This is a genomic window from Kitasatospora sp. NPDC008050, from assembly GCF_042957465.1.
Classification (GTDB): Bacteria; Actinomycetota; Actinomycetes; order Streptomycetales; family Streptomycetaceae; genus Kitasatospora.
Map to the genome: position 1 here is coordinate 645613 of NZ_JBIBIJ010000001.1, position 19477 is coordinate 665089.

Here is a 19477-nt window from a genome sequence, read left to right on the forward strand (position 1 = left end):
CGCTAGCCCTCCCCGAGGAAGCGGAGCACCGCGAGCACCCGGCGGTGGGTCGCATCGGCGGCCGGCAGCTCCAGCTTGGTGAAGATGCTGTTGATGTGCTTGGCCACCGCGCTGTCGCTGACCACCAGCGCCCCGGCGATCGCGGCGTTGGAGTGGCCCTGGGCCATCAGCGCCAGCACGTCCCGCTCGCGCGGGGTCAGCCGCTCCAGCGGATCGCGGTGCCGGCGCACCAGCAGCTGAGCGACCACCTCGGGGTCCAGCGCGGTGCCGCCGGCCGCGACCCGCTCCAGCGCCTCCAGGAAGTCGTCCACGTTGGCCACCCGCTCCTTGAGCAGATAGCCCACCCCGCTGGTGTTCGTGGCCAGCAGATCGGCCGCGTACCGCTCCTCCACGTACTGGGAGAGCAGCAGCACCGCTATCCCGGGCCACTGCCGGCGGATCATCAGCGCGGCCCGCACGCCCTCGTCGCTCATGCCGGGCGGCATCCGCACATCGGTCACCACCACCTGCGGCTGGTGCTCCTCGACGGCTACCAGCAGCGCGTCCGCGTCGCCGACCGCGGCGGCCACCTCGTAGCCCACCGCTTCCAGGACCTTGACCAGGCCCACCCGCAGCAGGACCGAGTCCTCGGCGATCACAGCTCGCACGGCAACTCCACAGTGATGATGGTGGGACCCCCGAGGGGGCTGCTGATGGCGAGGGTGCCGTCCACCGAGGCGGCGCGCTTGCGCAGCCCGGTCAGGCCGGTCCCCCGGGAGGCGTCGGCGCCGCCGACACCGTCGTCATGGATCACGATCCGCAGCCTCGGGCCCAGCTGGCCGACCGACAGGTCGACCCGGGAGGCCCGGGCGTGCTTGGCCACATTGGCCAGCGCCTCGGAGACCACGAAGTAGGCGACCGCCTCGACGGTGGGCGACATCGGCGCCGACAGGCTGACGGTCAGGCGCACCGGCAGCGGGGCCCGGGCCGCGATGCCGGAGAGCGCCGCGTCCAGGCCGCGGTCCTCCAGCACCACCGGGTGCAGCCCGCGCACCAGGTCGCGCAGCTCCACGATGGCCGCCTGCGCCTCCTCGTGCGCCTCGACGATCACCCGCATCGCCTCCGGCGGGACGTCCTTGAGGGTCTTGCGGGCCAGGCCCAGATTCATCGCGAGCGAGACCAGCCGCTGCTGGGCGCCGTCGTGCAGGTCGCGCTCGATCCGGCGGCGCTCGGCGTCGGCCGCGTCCACCACGCCGGCCCGGCTCTCGGCCAGGTCCTCGACCCGGCGCTCCAGCTCGCGCGCCCGGCTCGGCCCGAGCAGCGCGCGGGCCGCCCGCCGGTCCACCCGGGCCGCGCGCACGGCCAGCCAGGGGCCGACGAAGAGCAGCAGCACGCCGAGGGCGGTGAGCACCAGGTCGATCACCGCGTGGCCGCGGTCGTTGCGCACCAGGCTGCCGTGCGGCATCAGCCCGTGCCAGGCGAAGACGGTGGACATGGTCAGCCCCGCGCCCAGCCCCAGCAGGCCGAGCAGTCCGAAGAGGGCCAGGGTCGGGCCGATCAGCACGTGGTAGCCGACCTGGCGCCAGGTCGACTCCGAGCCGAGCGCGACCAGCCAGCGTTTCGGGGCCGAGGTGCCGGGCGGCGTCAGCGGCGGGTGCTCGGGGATCTCCAGGTCGCCCAGCGCCCGGAACCGGCTGCGCTGGGCGCGGGTCAGCAGCGGCAGGAAGAGCAGCAGCAGCACACAGACCGAGTTGACCAGCTTGTTGGAGGTCGCCACGACCAGCAGCGGCAGCAGGAAGGGCAGCCCCGCCGCCACCAGCCACAGGTCGCTCAGCGCCCGCGCGAACCGGGCCCCGGGCAGGTGAGGCCGGTCGGTCGGCTGCCCCCCGCCCGGCTGCCGCTCGTCGTGACCGGACCAGAGCCAGGCCAGGCTGGGGTGCGCGGTGCCCCGGCGCATCCCCTCGCGCAGTCGGCGCCGCCAGCTGGTCCTGATCACCCGGACAGCTTAGGGCGCGCGCCTGAGGGCGGGCAGTGCAGCTGGATACCGCCCGGGGGTGTAGCTAGGTACACCCCCAAGACGGCAGTGCACGACAACGACGGCGGCACCCCTCAGGCGGGAGGCTGGAGCCTGTCGGCGCCCGGAGCGCGCCGTGGCAGAGCGGCAGGACGCGGCACACGACGCGATGGCGGACGGGGCAGGGACGTGAACGGGGTGGCGCAGATGGGCACGGCACGCGAGGCCGCCGAGGACCGGCCGACCGGGGACACCACCCGGGCCGGCTGGACCTGGCCGGTGGACGGACCCTGGTCGATCCGGCTGACCGGCGGCGGCGCGCGCCCCGCGCTGGAGGTCTACGAGCACGGCGAGCTGATCGACGTGCTGGTGGCCAGCAGCCTCAGCGAGGACCTGCTGCGCGGGGCGCGGCGGTTCGACGGGGCGGGGCGGCTCGACGGCTCGGGGCTGGTGGACGCGGCGGGGCTGGTGGACGGCTCGGGTGTGGTGGAGGTGGCCGGGCCGGGCGGCGGGGCGGCGGCCGGCTTCGCCTGGGGGCGGGTGGACGCGGACGGCAGCGCGCCGGAGGTCGCCTTCACCGGCGGCCGGCTGCGCCGCACCTGGCGGCCTGCCGAGGTGGTGGTGGTCGGCGGCGAATTCTGGCTGGGCTGGGCGCCCGGGCCGCTGGTGGACGTGCGGGCCCACCGGCCCGACGGCGGCACCGAGCGGCTGCGGGCCGGCCGGGCGCGCTGAGCGAAGGCCGGGTCGGGCGCGCTGAGCGAAGGCCCGGTCGCTGAGCGAAGGCCGGCCGAGGACAGCGGTACGGGCTCGGTCGCGGGCCTGCTGGAGCACGTCGTCGAGGGAACGGGAGGAAGCGTCATGAGGATCGGGAGCGAGTGGCCGACGGTGCGGCGCCAGGCGCTGCTGCTCGGCGGCGCGGGCGTGGTGCTGCTGCCGTGGATCGCCGTCCTGATGCTGACGCTGCGTGACTCGGCGGGCTGGGTCGCGCTCGACCTGGCCGAGGCCGCCTGCCTGCTCGGCACGGCCGGGCTGCTGCGCGCCGGCCACCGCCTGCACCGCCCGCTGGCCGGGTGCGCGGCGCTGCTGCTGGTGAGCGACGCGCTGTGGGACCTCGGTACGGCGAACGCCACCTCGGGGCTGCTGGTCGCGCTCGCGATGGCCGTGCTGGCGGAGCTGCCGCTGGCGGCGCTCTGCGCGGTGCTCGCGCTGCGCGGGCCGGGGCGGGCGGTGGGCCGCCGGGTGACCGGGGCGCCGGTGCTGGCGCTGGCCGCGTGAGGGGGATCGCCTTGCGGCGTTCGGGGTGAACTGGCCCGATGTCAACGAGGACCACGACCGAGGCAGAGATCAGCGCCGGGCTCGACGCCGAGGTGGACCCCGGGCTGGACGAGGAGGACGCGCAGCTCGTCGCCGGGCCCGGACCCCTGCCCAAGGAACCAACAACGTAATAGACTCTATTCATCAGTGACTATTACATCGGGGGATCCACTGTGCTGACCGACACCACCCTGTTCGCCGCCACCGACCGCCTGCTGCTGCGCCGGCCCACCCCCGCCGACGGGCCCGCCGTCTTCGCGGTGCACGGGGACCCGGCCACCAACCGCTACAACGCGCACGGCCCGCACCGTGATCTGGAGCAGAGCGAGACCTCGCTGCGCACCTGGCTCACCGACTGGACCGAACAGGGCATCGGGTACTGCGCGGTGAGCCTGCGCACCGATCCGGAGACGGTGATCGGCTTCACCGGAACGCGGCTGTTCGAACTCGACGGCACGCCCACCCTCAACCTCTACTACCGGTACTCCCCCACCGCCTGGGGTCGGGGCCTTGCCGCCGAGGGCGCCCGGGCCGCGCTCGGGCAGGCCGCCGAACTGCGCCCGCAGACGCCGGTGGTGGCGCTGATCGACGACGTCAACCTGCCCTCCCGCCGCCTCGCCGAGGCCCTCGGGCTCCGCAACTCGGGCAGCAACGACCGTGAGGGGCGCGGCATCTACCGCTTCCCGGACCGGCCGGGAGCCTGACGCGGCGCCGGCGGGCCCCTCGCCGTGCGACACGGCCGCCACCACCCCTGCCATTCGGCCCGCGAGAGGCGTGCAATAGAGGCATGGCAACGCAACGAGGGACAGCGGCGACCGAGCCGCGCGGTACCGGGCATGGCTAGCGCGGTCGAGGTCGACGGTGTGCACAAGCGCTACGGCGCGGTGGCGGCGGTGGCCGGGGTGAGCTTCAGCGTCGAGCCCGGGGAGATCTTCGCACTGCTCGGGCCCAACGGCGCCGGCAAGACCACCACGGTAGAGATCCTCGAAGGGTTCCGCGCCCGGGACGCCGGGCGGGTCGCGGTGCTCGGCATCGACCCCGGCGACCGGGCGAGCGGACGGGCACTGCGCGAGCGGATCGGGCTGGTGCTGCAGGACATCGCCGTGGAGCCGTATCTGACGGTGCGCGCGACGATCGCCCGCAACGCCGGCTACTACCCGGCCCCGCGCGACGTCGCCGAGGTGATCGGCCTGGTCGGCCTCGCCGGGCTGGAGCGCCGCAAGGTCCGCACGCTCTCCGGCGGGCAGAAGCGGCGGCTGGACCTGGCACTGGGGATGATCGGCGACCCGAGTCTGCTCTTCCTGGACGAGCCGACCACCGGCTTCGACCCGAACGCCCGCCGCGGCGCCTGGCAGCTGGTGCGCGACCTGCGCGAGGCGGGCACCACCATCCTGCTCACCACGCACTACATGGAGGAGGCCCAGGCGCTGGCCGACCGGGTGGCGGTGCTGGCCGGCGGCCGGATCGTGGCCGAGGGGACACCCGCCACCCTCGGCGGCCGCGACCGGGACCGGACCCTGATCCGCTTCACGCTGCCCTCGGAGCACCGCGGCGCCGAGCCGCCGCTCGCCACCGGGCGGGGCGCGGGCCGGTACACCGTGGAGACCGCGGAGCCGACCGCGGCACTGCACCAACTCACCGGCTGGGCACTGGAACACGGACTGACGCTCAGTCAACTCACCGTCGAGCGGCCGAGCCTGGAGGACGTCTATCTGCGCCTGACCGAAGGAGGCGCCGAGTGAACCCCACAACCGCCGTCCGCCCGGCCCCGCGCCGTGAACTCGCCCTGCTGTGGCACCAGATCCGCTACGAGCAGCTGACCTTCTGGCGCAATCCGCAGAGCGCGTTCTTCACCTTCGTCTTCCCGGTCGTGATCATCGCGATCTTCGGTGCGCTGTTCCGCGACCCGACCCCGAGCTCGTACTTCGACGGGCTCAGCGCACTGCGGTACTACGTCTGCACGATCGCCGCGCTCTCCGTACTGAGCTCCTGCTACAGCCAGTTGGCGATCGTGCTCGCGACGCGACGGCAGAACGGGATCCTCAAGCGGGTCCGGGCGACGCCGCTCCCCGCGTGGCTGTACTTCCTCGGGCTGCTGGCGCACTGCGTCCTGGTGAGCGTGGTGGACGTGGCGCTGATCGTGATCGTCGGGAGCTGCTACGGGGTGCCGGTCCCCGAGCCCGCGCACTGGCCGGCGATCGCGCTGACGCTGCTGCTCGGGGCGGCCGCCTTCTGCGCGCTGGGCGCGGCGGTCGCCTCGCTGATCCGCAACGCCGAGGCGGCGCCGGCGGTCGTCCAGTTCGTGCTGTTCCCGCTCGTCTTCATCTCGGGCACCTACCTGCCGATCCACTCCGGCGCGCTGAACGGCGTCGCCGCCGCACTGCCCGTGCGGCCGTTCAACGAGGCGCTGCTGCACTCGCTCGCCGGGCAGGGCGGCAGCGCCCCCGCCTGGCGCAGCCTCGGGGTGCTGCTCGCCTGGGGCGCCGCCGGGGCGGTCGTCGCGATCCGGCGCTTCCGCTGGGATCCGCGGCCGGAGTGACGGCCCGGCCGTCCCGGCGGCTGTCAGCCCTTCGCCATCAGCCCTCCGCCAGCCGCGCCAGCTTGGCCCGGCCCTCCTCGTCGCTGGGGCTGTACACGACCAGCCGGGTGCCCTCACGCGGGCCGAACCACATGTTGGTGTAGTCCATCCGCAGCACCCCCACCTCGGGGTGCAGGAAGCCCTTGTTGCCGTTCCCGCGGCCCAGCACCTCGTGCCGCTGCCACCTCTCCTCGAACTCCGGTGAGGCCTGCCGCAGTCGGGCCACCAGTGCCTTCCAGGCCGGATCGGACACATGGTCGGCCATCGCACCGCGCATCCGGCCCACCACCTGCTGCTGGGCGGCCTCCAGATCGAGCCAACGCGACTGGTAGGCCGGGTTGGTGAAGATCAGCCAGACCACATTGCGGTCCTCGGGGGGCAGTTGGCCGAAGTCGCCGAGCAGCCGCACGCACATCTCGTTGTAGGCCAGGATGTCGTAGCGGCTGTTCAGCACCCAACTGGGCAGCAGCGTCATCTGGTCGAGCATCTGCCGCACCGCCGGGGTGATCACCGGACAGTCCCGGCCGGGCGTGGGGTGACCGGCCCCGGCCAGGACGTAGAGGTGCTCGCGCTCGTTGGGGTCGAGCAGCAGCGCACGGGAGACCGCCTCCAGCACCTGCCCCGACACCTGGATGTCACGCCCCTGCTCCAACCACGTGTACCAGGTCACCCCGACCGCGGCGAGCTGCGCGACCTCCTCGCGCCGCAGGCCCGGGGTGCGGCGCCGCCCGGTGCTCGGCAGGCCGACCTGCTCGGGCGAGATCCGCTCCCGGCGGCTGCGCAGGAAGGCGGCCAGCTCCTGGCGGCGCAGGTCCGGCACCTCGGACACCGTGGCGACCGGCGCCAGGGCGGGCCCCTTGCCAGGGGGGTCCGTGGCGGGCACGTTGACTGTGGTGGGCGAGTTCACGATGCGCATGCCACCAGCATGCGCCCGGCGCGCGCCGGGGGCGACCCTGGTGCCTGGTAGTCGTTATAACAGGATAACGAGACTCTGGTACCAGGGTAGGAACTGCCGGATCGTAGGACCCGTGACTCAGCAACTGGAACGCCCACAGGCTCTCCCCATCAGCTCATCGCACCTGACCGCAGCGGCTCCCACCCGTCACACCCTGACGACGGCCGGCCTGGTCACCGTCCTGCTCGGCGCCTTTCTGCCCATGCTGGACTTCTTCATCGTCAACGTCGCGCTGCCCAGCATCGACCACCAGCTCTCGGCCGGCCCCGCCGTGCTGGAGCTGATCGCGGCCGGCTACGGCATCGCCTTCGCCGTCCTGCTCGTGCTCGGCGGCCGCCTCGGCGACAGCCTGGGGCGCCGCAAGCTCTTCCTGATCGGCGTCGCCGCCTTCGCCGTCACCTCGCTCGCCTGCGGCCTGGCCCCCACCGCCTGGACCCTGGTCGCCGCCCGGGTCGCCCAGGGCGCCTCGGCCGCGCTGCTCGTCCCGCAGGTGCTCGCCATCATCACCGCCACCACCGAAGGCGCCCACCGCGCCCGCGCCCTGAGCATCTACGGCGCCGTGGGCGGGATCAGCGTGGTGATCGGCCAGGTGCTCGGCGGCATGCTGGTCCAGGCCGACCTGTTCGGCAGCAGCTGGCGCTCGGTCTTCCTGCTCAACGTGCCGTTCGCGGTGGCCACCATGCTGCTGGCGCTGCGCTTCGTCCCCGAGAACCGCTCCGCCGCCCCCAGCCGGGTCGACCTGCCCGGGACCGCGCTGCTCAGCACCGCGCTGCTCAGCCTCTTCGTCCCGCTGATGGAGGGCCGGGCCGTCGGCTGGCCGCTCTGGACCTGGCTGCTGCTCGCCCTCTTCCCGTTCGCCGCCTGGGCGTTCGTGGTCGTGGAGCGCCGCACCGAGCAGGCCGGCGGCAGCCCGCTGGTGCCGCTGTCGCTGCTGCGGATCCCCGACATGCGGCGCGGCCTGGGCATCGCGGTGCCGTACTTCACCAACTTCGGCGCCTTCATGTTCATCCTGGCCATCACCCTGCAGCAGGGCCTCCAGCTCAGCCCCGTCAACGCGGGCCTGGCCCTGGTCCCGCTGGCCGTCGGCTACTTCGCCTCCTCGCTGGCCGGCCCTCGGCTGATCGGCCGGTTCGGCAGCCGCGTCATCACCGCCGGCTCGCTGATCAACCCGCTGGGCACGGTGGTGCTGCTGGTCACCGTGCTGACCGACTTCCACGGCCTGAGCGTCCTGACCCTGCTGCCCGGCATGGCCCTGACCGGCCTGGGCAACGGCCTGATCGGCACCCCGCTGTTCCGGGTCGTCCTGGCCAAGGTCCCGCTGGAGCGAGCCGGCGTCGGCAGCGGCGTGCTGGCGACCACCCAGCAGTCCAGCCTGGCCCTGGGCGTCGCGACACTCGGCACCCTCTTCCTCTCCCTGGTCCCGTCGATCGGCATGGCACACAGCCTCGCGGTGGTCCTGGGCATCGAGCTGGTGGGCGCGGTGGTCATCACCTACCTGAGCACCCGGCTACCGCGCAGCATGAACTGAGCCACACACAGCTGATGGGCACTCCCTCAGCCCTCGCCCGGCCCCGGTTTCCGGGGCACCCGGGCGAGGGCTGCGCCGTTCCCGAATTCTGTTCGCCCTCCCCCGCCCCACCCTGGGACGATTCCCCCATGAACCACCCCGAGCTGAACCACCCCGAGCTGAACGATCCCGAGCTGGACCGCCCCGCCGATGTGAACCACCCCGCCGACGCCCGCACCCGCGACGATCTCGCCGCCCTGGTCGCGGCCGGTGCGCGGCCCAAGTACCTCTTCTTCTGGGGCCACCAGCCGCAGCGCGACGGCCGGATCGGGTCCGGCGCGCTGAGCCAGTGGTGGCCCTCGGCGTTCACCGTCGACGGCGTCACCTACGCCTCTGCCGAGCACTGGATGATGGCCGGCAAGGCGCGGCTCTTCGCGGACAGCGAGACCGAGGCGCGGATCCTGGCCGCGCGCACTCCGGCCGAGGCGAAGAAACTCGGGCGGCTGGTGCGCGGCTTCGACGAGGAGCGGTGGGCGGCCGAGCGGTTCGAGCTCGTGGTGGCCGGCAGCGTGGCCAAGTTCGGGCAGGACAAGGCGCTGCGCGACTACCTGCTCGGCACCGGCAAGCGGGTGCTGGTGGAGGCCAGTCCGCTGGACCGGGTCTGGGGGATCGGCCGGGCCGCCCACGAGTTGGGGGCCGAAGATCCGCAACGCTGGCGCGGGCTCAACCTGTTGGGCTTCGCCCTGATGGCGGCCCGCGAGCAGTTGGCCCAGCCCGCGAGCAGCTGACCCAGATCGTCGGGCTCCCGGCGCCCCAGGTGATCAGGCCGTTCAGCAACTGACATTGCCCTGATGCCCCTTGGTGACCCCGGACCGCAGCCGCCCGACTATTCTGGTCGCCTCGGTCCTGGCACCATCCAACACCGCATCTTCATGGGGGAACTAGTCATGCGGGAACCCGTTCAGGTGGAACCCGACGCGCTGGTCGCGTACGGCCAGTTGATAGACCAGCAGTACAGCGAGCTGAGCCAGATACAGGCGACGCTCGCCCAGGTCCAGATTCCCGACGGGGCGTTCGGCAAGCTGCCGGACTCCGCCGGACTGCTCGACGCGTACACCGGCCACGCCGACGCCGAGCAGCAGAACTGCAGCGACCTGATGGACTGCCTGGACTACGCCACCAGCGGCCTGCAGACCACGGCAGGCAACTACGCGGGCACCGACGCCGACATGGCCGGGATGTTCGGGGGTGCGCAGTGAGGGCTCCCGACCCGACCGGCAACGCCTACGGGTGGGCCAGCGCGCCGCCCCCGGCACCGCTGAAGCCGCTGCCGCAGATCCACGCCGACAACCCGGGCGCGATCGGCTCGTTCCTCGACGACGTGGTCAAGGGCGTGCTCGAAGCCACCGGGCTGCTCGACCAGCTCGACAAGGTGACCGGCCAGCCGCAGGCCCTGCTCACCGCCGCCCAGACCTGGCAGGACCAGGCCATGGCACTGCGCGGTGTCGCCGAGTCACTGCGCCAGGGCGCCGGGCCGGTCTCCCAGCAGTGGCACGGCAGCGCCTCCAACGCCTTCGGCGCCCACATGGGCCAGGTCGTCGCCGCGATCGACGCCACCGCCGACGACGCCGCCAACACCGCCCAGATCATCGGCTCGGCGGCGGCGGAGTGCCAGCTCGCCGAGGACACGGTGATCGGCATCATCCGCGAGGCCATCGAGTGGATCGGGATGACGGTGGCGGCGGGGTTCCTCGCGGACATCCTGACCCTGGGCCTGGCCTCGATCGTGGACGGGCTGGTGGCGGACGCGGAGATCACGGCGTTCGTGGGCCGGGTGGCCAAGGTGTCGGAGACACTGGCGGAGAAGTTGACGAAGCTCCAGGAGGCCATGAAGGAGCTACGGGAGGCCGAGAAGCTCGGCAAGGAGATCTCGGCGGCCAACAAAGCCCGCAAGGTGATCAAGAACATCCGCACCGGGGATCGGGAGCTCTTGAAGCTCAAGACCTACGGGAGCGCGTACAAGGGTGCCAACCTCGTCGGACAACTCGCGGTCAAGCCGATCAAGAGCGGCCTGGCCGCCCCGATCCTCGGGGGCCTCACCGGCGTGCACCCCGATCTGAAGGGCGAGGCCGAAAAGCTGGCGGGCGAACTGGACAGCCCCCCGCCGGCCGACCCGCCGGCGCCGTACCACGTGCCCGGCGGTCGGATCGAGCAGGCTTTCGGCTGACGTCCGTCCAAGGGTTTCAGGCGCTGAGAAGAGAGAGCATGGCGAACGAGGCACGGAGGCAGCGGCTCCTCACCGAGATTGCGGCCCGCGAGGCACAACGGGAGCAGGCGACGCGGGATCTGATCTCACCGTGGCTCCAGCCGCAGGAGCGGGTGCGCGGTGCGATGGACGTCGAGTTGCACGGGCTGATCCCGATGCGTGTACCTCGGCGCCTGCGGATCGCCAAGCCGGTACCGCCGGACGGCTGGGACACGGGGCCGGCCGATCACGTGTTCCGGTTTATCGCCATTGCACTGCTCGGTCCGCGAGTTGTCGCGGTGCGGATTCTCTGGCAGTACCCGCACGGCCGACCGTTCAAGGGCGGGTGGGCGAGTCAGGCCGGAGTCTTCCTCCGCATGGTGCGCACCGGCTCGTCCAGGCACCGGTACCACGAGAACCACGAGGCATTCCTCGTCTTCACCGATCGCCGCGTCCTGGTGCTGCACCGCAAGAGCGGCGAGCGCCTGGGCGAGCTGGCCCTGCATCACCTGGTCGTCGGCGAGCCCAAGGAACGCGAGTTCCGCCAGCCTGAGCGGGTCGACCTGAGCTTCACCGACGGCTCACTGCTCGCGCTGGACGCCGGGACCGACGAGCGCAAGCAGCTCCGCGCCCTGCTCGCCGGCCGAGCCTGACGCAGCGACCACGAAGGGGCCGCCCCCGCCGAAGCGGGAGCGGCCCCTTCACCACGTGGGTGGCCGGATCAGCAGCCGATCAGCCGCGCGCCCAGGTAGGACTTCACCTGGTCCAGCGAGACGCGCTCCTGCGCCATGGTGTCCCGCTCGCGGATGGTGACCGCGTTGTCCTCAAGGGTGTCGAAGTCGACGGTGACGCAGAACGGCGTGCCGATCTCGTCCTGGCGGCGGTAGCGCTTGCCGATCGCGCCCGCGTCGTCGAACTCGACGTTCCACGCCTGGCGCAGGTCGGCGGCCAGGCCGCGGGCCTTCGGCGAGAGGTCGGCGTTGCGCGACAGCGGCAGCACCGCGACCTTGACCGGCGCGAGCCGCGGGTCGAGCCGCATGCCGACGCGCTTCTCCATGACGCCCTTGGCGTTCGGCGCCTCGTCCTCGAAGTAGGCGTCGAGCAGGAAGGCCAGCATCGCGCGGTTGAGGCCCGCTGCCGGCTCGATGACGTACGGGAAGTACCGCTCGCCCGACTCCTGGTCGAAGTACTTGAGGTCCTGGCCGGAGGCCTCGCTGTGGGTCGCCAGGTCGTAGTCGGTCCGGTTGGCCACGCCCTCAAGCTCGGAGAACTCGCTGCCGCCGAAGTTGAAGCGGTACTCGATGTCGACCGTGCGCTTGGCGTAGTGCGAGAGCTTCTCCTTCGGGTGCTCGAAGTAGCGCATGTTCTCGGTGCGCAGGCCCAGGTCGGTGTACCAGTTCCAGCGCTGCTCGAGCCAGTACTCGTGCCACGTCTCGTCCTCGCCCGGCTTGACGAAGAACTCCATCTCCATCTGCTCGAACTCGCGGGTGCGGAAGATGAAGTTGCCGGGCGTGATCTCGTTGCGGAAGCTCTTGCCGACCTGGGCGATGCCGAACGGCGGCTTCTTGCGCGAGGTGGTCTGGACGGCCTTGAAATTGGTGAAGATGCCCTGCGCGGTCTCCGGGCGCAGGTAGGCCAGGCCGCCCGCGTCCTCGGTGACGCCCAGGTGCGTCTTCAGCATGCCCGAGAACTCCTTGGGCTCGGTGAAGGCGCCCTTGGTGCCGCAGTGCGGACAGTTGATGTCGGCCAGGCCGTTGGCCGGCAGCTTGCCGTGCTTGGCCTCGTAGGCCTCCTCCAGGTGGTCCGCGCGGTAGCGCTTGTGGCAGGAGGTGCACTCGGTCAGCGGGTCGTTGAAGGTGGCGACGTGGCCGGAGGCCTCCCAGACCTCGCGGGCCAGGATCACCGAAGAGTCGAGCCCGACGACGTCCTCGCGAGCGGTGACCACCGCACGCCACCACTGGCGCTTGATGTTCTCCTTGAGCTCGACGCCCAGTGGCCCGTAGTCCCAGGCGGCTTTGGTGCCACCGTAGATCTCGCTGCAGGGGTAGACGAATCCACGGCGCTTGCTCAGGCTGACGATCGTGTCGATCTTGTCGGCGGCCACAGTGCTCTCTTCAGACGACGTCGCAACTCGGTACGACGGCACGGTCAGGGCGCGGCTGGTTGCGCGCACCCGAATACCTCAGGTTACCGGGCGGGCGGGTGAGGGGTTCAAATCGATAATGTCCGCGCGGGTTCGAGGCAGCGAACAGCCCCCCTCCGCCATCGGAAGTTGACAATCATTTCCAATTAAGATGAGAATGGTTGTCATGATGCTCCGCCCCCTCCGCACCTCCATAGCCCTGGCGGCCACCGCCGCCGTCGGCGCGCTGCTGCTCACCGCCTGCGGTTCGAGCGGCGCCGGCAGCTCCGACGCCAAGAGCGCGAGCGGCAAGGTGGGCGTGGTCGCCTCCTTCTATCCGATGCAGTACCTGGCCGAGCGGATCGGCGGTGACCAGGTGAAGGTCAGCGATCTGACCCCGGCCGGCACCGAACCGCACGACCTGGAGCTCACCGCCAAGCAGGTGGGCGCCGTCCAGAAGGCCGACGTCGTGCTCTACCTCAAGGGCCTGCAGCCCACGGTGGACAAGGCCGTCGCGCAGTCGCACAGCAAGCACGTGGTGGATGCCGCCGCGATCTCGCCGCTGGCCGACCACCACCTCGACGAGGGCACCGAGGAGACCGACAGCGCCGGGCACACCCACGAGCACCCCGGCCCGAGCGGCGACCCGCACATCTGGCTGGACCCGACCCGGTACGCGGCCGTCGCCCAGGGGGTCGGCGCCGAACTGGCCAAGGCCGACCCGGCGCACGCCGCCACCTACCAGCGCAACACCGAGGACCTGGTCAGCCGGCTCGGCACCCTGGACCAGAGCTTCAGGAGCGGGCTCCAGGGCTGCACCGACACCTCCTTCGTCACCAGCCACGCCGCCTTCGGCTACCTCGCCGACCACTACGGGCTGCACCAGATCGCGATCAACGGGGTGGACCCGGAGTCCGAGCCGACCCCGGCCCGGATGGCGCAGATCCAGCAGGCGGCCAAGGCCAACGGGGTGACCACGATCTTCTTCGAGACCCTGGTCAGCCCGAAGCTGGCGGACAGCGTGGCCAAGGACCTGAACCTGAGGACCGCGGTGCTCGACCCCCTGGAGGGCGTCAAGAAGGGCAGCGGCGACGACTACTTCTCGATCATGCAGCAGAACCTGACCAACCTGCGGTCGGCGCTCGGCTGCGCGAGCTGACGGGAGGTCAGTGACGATGAGCACCCCCAACGAGGTGGCCCGACCCGGCGACACGCCCCGGCCCGCCGACGTGATCCGGCTGAGCGGCGCGCACGCCGCGCTCGGCGGCCGCCCGGTGCTGCGCGGGGTCGACCTGCGCGTGGCCCCGGGCGAGGTGGTCGCACTGCTCGGCGCCAACGGCTCCGGCAAGTCCACCACCGTGAAGACGGTGGTCGGCTCGGTACCGCTGACCGGCGGCGGGCGCGAACTGTTCGGCACGCCGGGGGCGAGGTTCCGCGCCTGGCACCGGATCGGCTACGTCCCGCAGCGCACCACCGCGGCCGGCGGGGTGCCGGCCACCGTGCGCGAGGTGGTCGCGACCGGGCGGCTGGCACGGCACGGGCTGCTGCCGCTACGGCGCCGGGACCGGGCCGCGGTCGATGAGGCACTGGACGCCGTGGGCCTGCTGGACCGGGCCGGCGACTCGGTGGCGAACCTGTCCGGCGGGCAGCAGCAGCGGGTGCTGATCGCCCGAGCGCTGGTCGGCGGGCCGGAGCTGCTGATCATGGACGAGCCGATGGCCGGGGTGGACCTGGCCAGCCAGCGGGTGCTCGCCGACACGCTGCGCCGCGAGGTGGCCAAGGGTGTGGCGGTCCTGCTGGTGCTGCACGAACTGGGACCGCTGGAGCCGCTGATCGATCGCGCGGTGCTGCTGCGGGACGGGCGGGTGTGGCACGACGGGCCACCGGCGACGGCCCCGACGGCCGACGGCCACGGCCATCACGACCACGGCCACGGCCACGGCCACCATGACCACGACCGTCACGACCTGGCGCCCACCGCCCCGAACCCCCACGACCGCTCCCAGCCTGGACTGTTGATATGACCGGCCTGACCGACATGCTGTCCTACGACTTCATGCAGCGCGCGCTGCTCGCCGCCCTGCTGGTCGGCATCACCGCGCCGGCCGTCGGCGTCTACCTGGTGCAGCGCCGCCAGGCGCTGATGGGCGACGGCATCGGGCATGTGGCGCTGACCGGCGTGGGCCTCGGCCTGGTCTTCCAGACCAGCCCGGTCTGGATGGCGGTGCTGGTCTGCGTGGTGGCCGCCGTGATCATGGAGCTGGTCCGTTCCCGCGGCAACCAGCGCGGTGACATCGCCCTGGCCATGCTCTTCTACGGCGGGATGGCCTGCGGCCGGCTGCTGATCAGCAAGGCGCCGTCGGCCAGCGGGACCGGGGGCAGCCTGGACAGCTACCTCTGGGGCTCGATCCTGGCGGTGGACACCGGCGACCTGGTGACCATCGGGGTGCTCGGCGCGGTCGTCATCGCAGTCACCCTGGGGCTGCGGCGCCAGTTCTTCGCGGTCTGCCAGGACGAGGAGTTCGCCAAGGTCACCGGGGTTCCGGTGCGTCTGCTCAACCTGCTGCTCGCGGTGATGGCCGCGGTCACCGTCACGGTGGCGATGCGGGTGGTGGGGCTGCTGCTGGTGAGCGCGCTGATGGTGGTGCCGGTCGCGGCCGCCCAGTTGCTGACCCGCTCGTTCCTGGCCACCCAGATGCTGGCGATCGGGCTCGGCGTGCTGGTGTCGCTCGGCGGGGTGGCCACCTCCTACCAGGCCGACGTGCCGCCGGGTTCCGCGATCGTGCTGCTGGCGATCGCCGTCTTCGCGGTGTTCAGCGTGCTGGCCGCGCCGCTGGCCAGGCGCCGCCACCGCGGCACCGGCACCCCCGACACCGACCTGCGCGAGGACAGCACCACCGACAGCACCACCGACATCGGCAGCGATGTCGGCAGCGATGTCGGCAGCGACGGGGACGCAGGCGCCCGCCCGGCGATCCCGGGGCCCGCGAAAGCGGCCGCACCACACGACCCGGTCGGTAGTGCGAGGCTGGCACAATGAGCTGTGACCCGCCCCGACCTTCAGGAGGAGCACCGGTGACCACCGCAGGCCCGTCGCCACGCGCCCGATCCACCAGGCAGCGCGCCGCCGTTTCCGCGGCGCTGGACGAGATCGAGGATTTCCGCAGCGCGCAGGAACTGCACGACATGCTCAAGCACCGGGGCGATTCGGTGGGTCTGACCACCGTCTACCGCACGCTGCAGTCGCTCGCCGACGCCGGCGAGGTGGACGTGCTGCGCACGGCCGACGGCGAGGCCGTCTACCGGCGGTGCAGCAGCGGGCACCACCACCACCTGGTCTGCCGGCTCTGCGGCAGCACGGTGGAGGTCGAGGGCCCGGCGGTGGAGCGCTGGGCCAACACGGTGGCGGCCGAACACGGGTTCAGCGACATCGCGCACACGCTGGAGATCTTCGGCACCTGCGCCGAGTGCGCGGCCAAGCAGCGGGCCGGCGCCTGATCCCACCCCCGAGGCCGGGTCAGGACCAGCTGCGCCACTGCCAGACGGCGGCCGGAAAGGCCGCCACCAGCTGGTCCAACCGCTCGGCCAATGTGATGAGTTCCTCGTACGGACGGCGCCCGTCGGTCCAGCCGATCAGCCGGGCGCCGTCGATCCGCCAGCCGCAGTCGGCCGCCACGGTCAGCCGCTTGAGCTGGTCGGTGATCAGCAGCTCGCCGAATTCGTAGTCGGCGCAGACCCGTTCGACGTGCGCACCGGGCCCGCCGCCCGGCAGCGGGTGGCGCTGCCACAGGCCCGGCGGGATCGGCCAGGACCGCTCGCCGCGCCATTTGGCCGCCAGCCGACGCGGCGTCACGGCGGTGGCGGGCAGCGCCCGGGGCAGGTCGAGCGCGACCAGCGAGAAGTCGTGCAGCGCGCCGCCGCGGATGGGCGCCGCCGGCGCCACCAGCAGGTGCGCCAGCACCGCGGACCGGCCCGCCACCTGACCGCGCAGCAGGTCGTACAGCCGGTCGGTGCCGGAGCCGAGGGTGAACGGATAGCCCCGGGTGCCGAGGCCGACGTCATCGGCCGACGCCCGCCTGCGGTAGTCCCAGTGCGGGTCGCGCCGCAGGCGCCGGATGCCGCGCCTGACCTCGAACACCCGGGAGGCCTCGAACACCCGGCAGGCTCAGCGCTGCGCCGGCAGTTCGGCGGCGCCCGTCAGCTCCGCGGACGGCTCGGCCGGCAGCTCGTTGGGCAGCGCGCCGCCGAAGCGGCGGTCGCGCATCGCGTACTGCTCGCAGGCCCGCCACAGGTCACGGCGGTCGAAGTCCGGCCAGAGCACGTCCTGGAACACGAACTCGGCGTAAGCCGACTGCCAGAGCCAGAAGTTGGAGGTGCGCTGCTCGCCGCTGGGGCGCAGGAAGAGGTCCACGTCCGGCATGTCCGGGTGGTACATGTACTTGCCGAGGGTCTTCTCGTTGACCTTCTTCGGGTCCAGCTTGCCGGCCGCCACATCGGCGGCCATCGCGGCGGCGGCGTCGGCGACCTCGGCCCGGCCGCCGTAGTTGACGCACATGTAGAGGGTGACCAGGTCGTTGTCCTTGGTCTGCTCCTCGGCCACCTGGAGCTCCTGGACCACGCTCTTCCAGAGCTTGGGCATCCGCCCGGCCCAGCGGATCCGCACGCCCAGCTCGTCCAGCTCGTCGCGGCGGCGGCGGATCACGTCCCGGTTGAAGTTCATCAGGAACTTCACCTCATCCGGGGAACGCTTCCAGTTCTCGGTGGAGAAGGCGTAGAGCGAGATGTTCTTGACGCCCAGCTCGATCGCGCCCTTCAGCACGTCCAGCACCACGCTCTCGCCGACCTTGTGGCCCTCGGTGCGGGGCAGTCCGCGCTCCTTGGCCCAACGGCCGTTGCCGTCCATGACGATGGCGACGTGCTCCGGGACCAGCTCACCGGGGATCTTCGGTGGCCGGGCGCCGCTCGGGTGCGGGTCCGGGGTGCGGTAGGTCCGCTGCTTGCTGCCGCCGAAGAGCCGTCGCGCTGCCATGCTCACTTCTCCACGTATCTCATCGAGCGGATACCCCGCTCAAGGTGCCACTGCAGGTAGGCGGCGACCAGACCGCTGCCCTCCCGCCAGTACCGGGGTTCGCTGGCGTCCGCCGTCCGCCAGTCTCCGGAGAGCAGGGCACCGAGCAGAACCAGTGTCTCAGGGGAGGGTACGGCACAGCCAGGCACGCGGCAGTCCGCGCAGAGCACGCCGCCCGCCTGCAGCGAGAAGAACCGGTTGGGGCCGTCCAGGCCGCACTTGGCGCAGTCGGTGAAGCTGGCGCCGTAGCCGTTGACGGCCAGCGAGCGCAGCAGGAAGGCGTCCAGCACCAGGTGCGACTCGTGGGTGCCGGCGGCCAGCGTGCGCAGCGCGCCGATCAGCAGCAGGTACTGCTGGACGGCGGGTTCACCCTCGTTCTCGGCGAACCGCTCCGCCGTCTCCAGCATCGCGGTGCCCGCGGTGTAGCGGCCGTAGTCGGTGACGATGCCGCCGCCGTAGGGGGCGATGGTCTCCACCTGGGTGCAGAGCGGCAGCGAGCGGCCGAGCAGTTCGCTGCCCCGGCTGAAGAACTGCACGTCCACGTGGGAGAAGGGCTCCAGGCGGGCACCGAACTTGGACTTGGTCTTGCGCACCCCCCGGGCCACCGCGCGGACCTTGCCGTGCTGGCGGGTGAGCAGGGTGATGATCCGGTCGGCCTCGCCGAGCTTCTGGGCGCGCAGGACAACGCCGTCGTCACGGATCAGACTCATTCCCCCATTGTCCCGCACGGCGCGGGCCGCCCGGACAGGCCCTCGGACCCGGCCGGTCCGGCAGCCGGCGGCGGCGGACAGCCGGGCGCCGCACCGGGCACTCGGGGGAGCCGATGCGGGCACGGCGGGCCCGGAGGGGGGAACGGGCCCAGCTCGGGGGCGCCCCGGCGCGCGGGGCGCCGAGGTCAGTGCGGGGTACGGGCGGCCTCCAGCAGCCGGAGCACCACCTCGTCGGCCAGCCGCAGGCAGCGGCCCACCGCGGCCAGCGCGGCCCGCTCCTGCGGCAGGTAGCGGCCGTCGGCCAGCGCGATCCTGGCCCCCTGCAGGACCAGCCGCTCGCGTCCCTGCTGGGCCAGGTAAGGGGCCAACGGCTCCAGCGCGGCATGCAGTTCGATGGCCAGACCGGCGCCGGGGCCGCGCAGTTCGAGCGGTTCGCCGGTGTCGAGGCCGGACAGCGCGGCGAGCGAGGCCAGCACCTGGGCCTCGCCGCAGTCCTCGAAGCCCGCGGCGCGGACCAGCTCGCAGGCCTCGGCCCGGGCGGCGGCCGAGCCGGTGCCGCCGGCCGCGAGCAGGGTGAGCGCGATGGTGTACTGCGCGTCCCGCAGCAACCCGGTCAGCCGCCCGCTGGTGGGCTGCTCCAGGCACTCGATGCCGTACCGGCCATGGCAGTTGGTGCACTGCACGGTGGTCAGCACCGGGCCGAGCGGCAGCACCGGGCTACCGAGCAGCCGCAGCCACCGCCGGCCGTGCTGCCGACGGTAGTTGCGGTCCCCGCCGCAGCCCGGACAGAAGAACTCACCGAGCACATCCGTCCGCCACCGCGGGCGAACACCCCACAACCGTGTCACGGCGCCAACTCCCCAGACCTGGCAGGCGGCCTGCACGACAACGGGCAGGTCACGCGACCGGAGGCGCCGGCCGTCCCACCGACCGCGCTTCCGGTGGGTCGATGGTGCCACGGTTGCCAAGCGGTGTCAGCACCCCG

General features: G+C 72.4%; 23 protein-coding genes. 15 read left to right on the forward strand and 8 right to left on the reverse strand.

Translation table 11 applies throughout. The annotated features are described in order from the left end of the window. Positions 1-2: 2 nt before the first annotated feature. Entirely contained in the window at positions 3-647 is a 645-nt protein-coding gene (locus ACFZB9_RS02785) for a response regulator (RefSeq protein ID WP_391443139.1), read from the reverse strand. After that, a complete protein-coding gene (locus tag ACFZB9_RS02790) occupies positions 635-1975 on the reverse strand; it encodes a histidine kinase (RefSeq protein ID WP_391443140.1) in 1341 nt (446 codons plus the stop codon). Before ACFZB9_RS02790 ends, ACFZB9_RS02785 begins: the two co-directional genes overlap by 13 nt. A 225-nt stretch (positions 1976-2200) precedes the next feature. Between ACFZB9_RS02790 and ACFZB9_RS02795 the strand changes: the two genes are divergently transcribed. From ACFZB9_RS02795 to ACFZB9_RS02820, 6 genes are all read left to right on the forward strand, one after another. Continuing rightward, positions 2201-2725, forward strand: coding sequence for a hypothetical protein (locus tag ACFZB9_RS02795; RefSeq protein ID WP_391443142.1), 525 nt, complete (start codon positions 2201-2203; stop codon positions 2723-2725). Between the two features lie 126 nt (positions 2726-2851). Beyond that, positions 2852-3268 carry a hypothetical protein gene (locus ACFZB9_RS02800; protein WP_391443143.1) on the forward strand — a complete coding sequence of 139 codons (417 nt, stop codon included), beginning with the start codon at positions 2852-2854 and terminating at the stop codon, positions 3266-3268. A gap of 38 nt (positions 3269-3306) precedes the next feature. Then, the gene (locus ACFZB9_RS02805) at positions 3307-3438 is read left to right on the forward strand and encodes a hypothetical protein (protein ID WP_391443144.1); all 132 of its coding nucleotides are present in this window, start codon (positions 3307-3309) and stop codon (positions 3436-3438) included. 42 nt (positions 3439-3480) lie between these two features. Further along, complete coding sequence (locus ACFZB9_RS02810) at positions 3481-4011, forward strand: GNAT family N-acetyltransferase (RefSeq protein WP_391443145.1); 531 nt, start codon at positions 3481-3483, stop codon at positions 4009-4011. 132 nt (positions 4012-4143) lie between these two features. Beyond that, positions 4144-5049, forward strand: a complete 906-nt coding sequence (locus ACFZB9_RS02815; protein WP_391443147.1) for an ABC transporter ATP-binding protein — start codon at positions 4144-4146, stop codon at positions 5047-5049. Next, positions 5046-5846 (forward strand): ABC transporter permease, encoded by an 801-nt coding sequence (locus ACFZB9_RS02820; RefSeq protein WP_391443148.1) that lies wholly within the window; start codon positions 5046-5048, stop codon positions 5844-5846. Before ACFZB9_RS02815 ends, ACFZB9_RS02820 begins: the two co-directional genes overlap by 4 nt. Positions 5847-5883: 37 nt before the next feature. On the opposite strand, the gene ACFZB9_RS02825 is transcribed toward ACFZB9_RS02820, so the two are convergent. Then, positions 5884-6801: a helix-turn-helix transcriptional regulator gene (locus ACFZB9_RS02825; RefSeq protein WP_391443150.1), complete on the reverse strand. Its 918-nt coding sequence runs from the start codon at positions 6799-6801 to the stop codon at positions 5884-5886. Positions 6802-6913: 112 nt separating this feature from the next. On the opposite strand from ACFZB9_RS02825, the gene ACFZB9_RS02830 reads away from it, so the two are divergent. From ACFZB9_RS02830 to ACFZB9_RS02850, 5 genes are all read left to right on the forward strand, one after another. Beyond that, positions 6914-8368 (forward strand): MFS transporter, encoded by a 1455-nt coding sequence (locus tag ACFZB9_RS02830; RefSeq protein ID WP_391443151.1) that lies wholly within the window; start codon positions 6914-6916, stop codon positions 8366-8368. 128 nt (positions 8369-8496) lie between these two features. Next, complete coding sequence (locus ACFZB9_RS02835; RefSeq protein WP_391443153.1) at positions 8497-9135, forward strand: NADAR family protein; 639 nt, start codon at positions 8497-8499, stop codon at positions 9133-9135. Positions 9136-9294: 159 nt separating this feature from the next. Continuing rightward, complete coding sequence (locus tag ACFZB9_RS02840; protein WP_391443155.1) at positions 9295-9606, forward strand: hypothetical protein; 312 nt, start codon at positions 9295-9297, stop codon at positions 9604-9606. Then, positions 9603-10574 carry a WXG100 family type VII secretion target gene (locus tag ACFZB9_RS02845; RefSeq protein WP_391443156.1) on the forward strand — a complete coding sequence of 324 codons (972 nt, stop codon included), beginning with the start codon at positions 9603-9605 and terminating at the stop codon, positions 10572-10574. Before ACFZB9_RS02840 ends, ACFZB9_RS02845 begins: the two co-directional genes overlap by 4 nt. Before the next feature lie 38 nt (positions 10575-10612). Then, positions 10613-11245 (forward strand): hypothetical protein, encoded by a 633-nt coding sequence (locus ACFZB9_RS02850; RefSeq protein WP_391443157.1) that lies wholly within the window; start codon positions 10613-10615, stop codon positions 11243-11245. A 68-nt stretch (positions 11246-11313) separates the two neighbouring features. Here ACFZB9_RS02850 and ACFZB9_RS02855 read toward each other — a convergent pair whose 3' ends face one another. Beyond that, a complete protein-coding gene (locus tag ACFZB9_RS02855) occupies positions 11314-12696 on the reverse strand; it encodes a glycine--tRNA ligase (protein WP_391443158.1) in 1383 nt (460 codons plus the stop codon). A 205-nt stretch (positions 12697-12901) separates the two neighbouring features. Between ACFZB9_RS02855 and ACFZB9_RS02860 the strand changes: the two genes are divergently transcribed. From ACFZB9_RS02860 to ACFZB9_RS02875, 4 genes are read left to right on the forward strand one after another with little or no spacing between them, the layout of a single operon-like run. Beyond that, positions 12902-13873: a metal ABC transporter solute-binding protein, Zn/Mn family gene (locus ACFZB9_RS02860; RefSeq protein ID WP_391443160.1), complete on the forward strand. Its 972-nt coding sequence runs from the start codon at positions 12902-12904 to the stop codon at positions 13871-13873. A gap of 16 nt (positions 13874-13889) precedes the next feature. After that, positions 13890-14738 carry a metal ABC transporter ATP-binding protein gene (locus ACFZB9_RS02865; RefSeq protein ID WP_391443162.1) on the forward strand — a complete coding sequence of 283 codons (849 nt, stop codon included), beginning with the start codon at positions 13890-13892 and terminating at the stop codon, positions 14736-14738. Further along, complete coding sequence (locus tag ACFZB9_RS02870; protein WP_391443163.1) at positions 14735-15754, forward strand: metal ABC transporter permease; 1020 nt, start codon at positions 14735-14737, stop codon at positions 15752-15754. Before ACFZB9_RS02865 ends, ACFZB9_RS02870 begins: the two co-directional genes overlap by 4 nt. A 35-nt stretch (positions 15755-15789) precedes the next feature. Further along, positions 15790-16212, forward strand: a complete 423-nt coding sequence (locus tag ACFZB9_RS02875; RefSeq protein WP_391443164.1) for a Fur family transcriptional regulator — start codon at positions 15790-15792, stop codon at positions 16210-16212. Positions 16213-16231: 19 nt separating this feature from the next. Here the strand turns inward: ACFZB9_RS02875 and ACFZB9_RS02880 are convergent, their stop codons facing one another. The 4 genes from ACFZB9_RS02880 to ACFZB9_RS02895 form a co-directional block, all read right to left on the reverse strand. Continuing rightward, positions 16232-16870, reverse strand: coding sequence for a hypothetical protein (locus ACFZB9_RS02880; RefSeq protein ID WP_391443166.1), 639 nt, complete (start codon positions 16868-16870; stop codon positions 16232-16234). A 9-nt stretch (positions 16871-16879) separates the two neighbouring features. Beyond that, on the reverse strand, positions 16880-17743 hold the full coding sequence (locus ACFZB9_RS02885) for an isoprenyl transferase (RefSeq protein ID WP_391443167.1): 864 nt from the start codon (positions 17741-17743) through the stop codon (positions 16880-16882). Between the two features lie 2 nt (positions 17744-17745). Next, positions 17746-18492, reverse strand: coding sequence for a DNA repair protein RecO (gene recO, locus ACFZB9_RS02890; protein WP_391443168.1), 747 nt, complete (start codon positions 18490-18492; stop codon positions 17746-17748). A gap of 185 nt (positions 18493-18677) precedes the next feature. Continuing rightward, positions 18678-19340 carry a TerB family tellurite resistance protein gene (locus ACFZB9_RS02895; RefSeq protein ID WP_391443170.1) on the reverse strand — a complete coding sequence of 221 codons (663 nt, stop codon included), beginning with the start codon at positions 19338-19340 and terminating at the stop codon, positions 18678-18680. Between the last annotated feature and the right edge of the window lie 137 nt (positions 19341-19477).